This is a genomic window from Caballeronia sp., from assembly GCF_049581465.1.
Taxonomy (GTDB): domain Bacteria; phylum Pseudomonadota; class Gammaproteobacteria; order Burkholderiales; family Burkholderiaceae; genus Caballeronia.
Genome location: NZ_JBAUSA010000598.1, coordinates 1 through 2,014 on the forward strand (window position 1 = coordinate 1; position 2,014 = coordinate 2,014).

3 protein-coding genes are annotated in these 2,014 nt (G+C 61.5%); all 3 read left to right on the forward strand.

Features of this window, described 5'->3' with window-relative positions:
- Positions 1–634: chemotaxis protein CheB (locus WCA53_RS14685; protein ID WP_423911470.1), on the forward strand; the 634-nt coding region annotated here is incomplete at its 5' end.
- A 121-nt stretch (positions 635–755) separates the two neighbouring features.
- On the forward strand, positions 756–1,151 hold the full coding sequence (gene cheY, locus WCA53_RS14690) for a chemotaxis response regulator CheY (RefSeq protein ID WP_423911472.1): 396 nt from the start codon (positions 756–758) through the stop codon (positions 1,149–1,151).
- A gap of 53 nt (positions 1,152–1,204) precedes the next feature.
- Positions 1,205–1,987 carry a protein phosphatase CheZ gene (gene cheZ, locus WCA53_RS14695; RefSeq protein ID WP_423911475.1) on the forward strand — a complete coding sequence of 261 codons (783 nt, stop codon included), beginning with the start codon at positions 1,205–1,207 and terminating at the stop codon, positions 1,985–1,987.
- The last annotated feature ends 27 nt before the right edge of the window (positions 1,988–2,014 follow it).

The window sequence follows — 2,014 nt, forward strand, 5'->3', positions numbered from 1 at the left end:
GCCCAAGCCCACGCCAAACCTGACCAATCTGCTGGTGAGTACGGAGAAGTTGTTGATCGTCGGGGCATCGACGGGCGGTACGGAAGCGATCCGCGAACTGCTGATGCCGTTGCCTCCCGATGCACCCGGCGTGATGATCGCGCAGCACATGCCGCCGGGCTTCACGAAGTCGTTCGCGCAACGCCTGAATACCTTGTGCCGCATCTCGGTGAAGGAAGCCGAGCACGGCGAGCGCGTGTTGCCGGGGCATGCGTACATTGCACCAGGCGATGCCCACCTCGTGCTCGTGCGCAGCGGTGCAAATTACGTGGCGCATCTCTCCGATGCACCGCCGGTCAATCGTCACCGGCCATCGGTCGATGTATTGTTCCGCTCGGCCGCTCAGCACGCGGGCAAGAACGCACTCGGCGTGATCCTGACCGGCATGGGCCGCGACGGCGCGCAGGGCATGTTCGAAATGCAGCAAGCCGGCGCGTACACCTTCGCGCAGGACGAAGCGAGTTGCGTGGTGTTCGGCATGCCGCGCGAAGCAATTGCAACAGGTGGCGTCAGCGAAGTCGTGCCGCTCGCCGAGATGACCCGGCGCGTGATGGCGCGGCTCAACTCGATGGGCGAACGCACGCAACGAGTCTGATGGCTTGAACAAGGCTTTAAACGAATACGACGAAACGAATACGACGGCGAATACGGGACGCGGCGCTTCGCCGCTTCAAGAAGAACACAGGAATTTGGCGAATTAAAGGAGCAGTGAGATGGTGGACAAGAACATGAAGATTTTGGTCGTCGACGATTTTCCGACGATGCGCCGTATCGTTCGAAACCTGCTCAAGGAGCTGGGTTTCGGCAACGTGGATGAAGCCGAGGACGGCGCGGCCGGCCTCGCGCGCCTGCGGGGCGGCGGTTTCGAATTCGTCATCTCGGACTGGAACATGCCGAATCTCGATGGATTGCAGATGCTCAAGGAGATCCGCGCGGACGCTACGCTGGCGCACCTGCCGGTGCTGATGGTCACGGCGGAATCGAAGAAGGAAAACATCATTGCCGCGGCCCAGGCTGGCGCGAGCGGATACGTGGTCAAGCCATTCACGGCTGCGACGCTTGACGAGAAGCTGTCCAAGATTCTCGAAAAGATGGCCAAGACCGGGGGCTGACCGTGGAAAAGACGACAGACGAAATGATTATGGACGCCGAGATGGAAGCGGCGATGGAAGCCTGGAACGCAGCCGCGATCGAATCCGCGACTGAAACCACGGCCCAACCTGCGACCGAAGCCGTGACCGAAGCCACGATCGAAACCGCGACGGACGCTGAGACGGAGCAGGATCAGGAAAGCGATGCATCGAGCGATCGGATCCTGGCGCGAATTGGCCAGTTGACCCGCACGCTGCGCGATTCCATGCAGGAACTCGGTCTCGACAAACAAGTCCAGGCCGCGGCCGTCATGGTGCCGGATGCGCGCGACCGCCTGAAGTACGTAGCGACGATGACCGAGCAGGCCGCCGAGCGCGCGCTGAACGCGATCGAACTCGCCAAGCCGGTCCAGGAAGGCATGCAGCGCGATGCCCAGGCGCTCGACGCCCGCTGGGACCAGTGGTACGGCGCGCCGATGGACCGCGCGGAAGTGAAGACGCTGCTGGCCGATACGCGTGGCTTCTTGCAGCAAGTTCCCGTTCACACGACCGCGACCAACGCACAATTGCTCGAAATCATGCTCGCGCAGGATTTCCAGGATCTGACCGGCCAGGTGATCAAGAAAATCACGGACGTCGTGCATCTGATCGAACAGCAATTGCTCGGCGTGTTGCTGGAGAACATCGCACCCGAGCGGCGTGAGCAGTTTGCGGCTCAGGCGGCTGCGCTGGCGGCATCGGCGACGACGACTAACGAAGCGTTGCTGAACGGTCCGCAGATCAATCCTGAAGGTCGCACCGATGTGGTCCAGGACCAGACGCAAGTCGACGATTTGCTCGCAAGCCTGGGCTTTTAATTCGCCTTTGATTCGCCTTTGATCGCT

Bases quoted from the DNA above. Each gene is read 5' to 3' on its own strand.
- cheZ (WP_423911475.1), top strand. From the start codon at position 1,205: ATGGAAGCCTGGAACGCAGCCGCGATCGAATCCGCGACTGAAACCACG.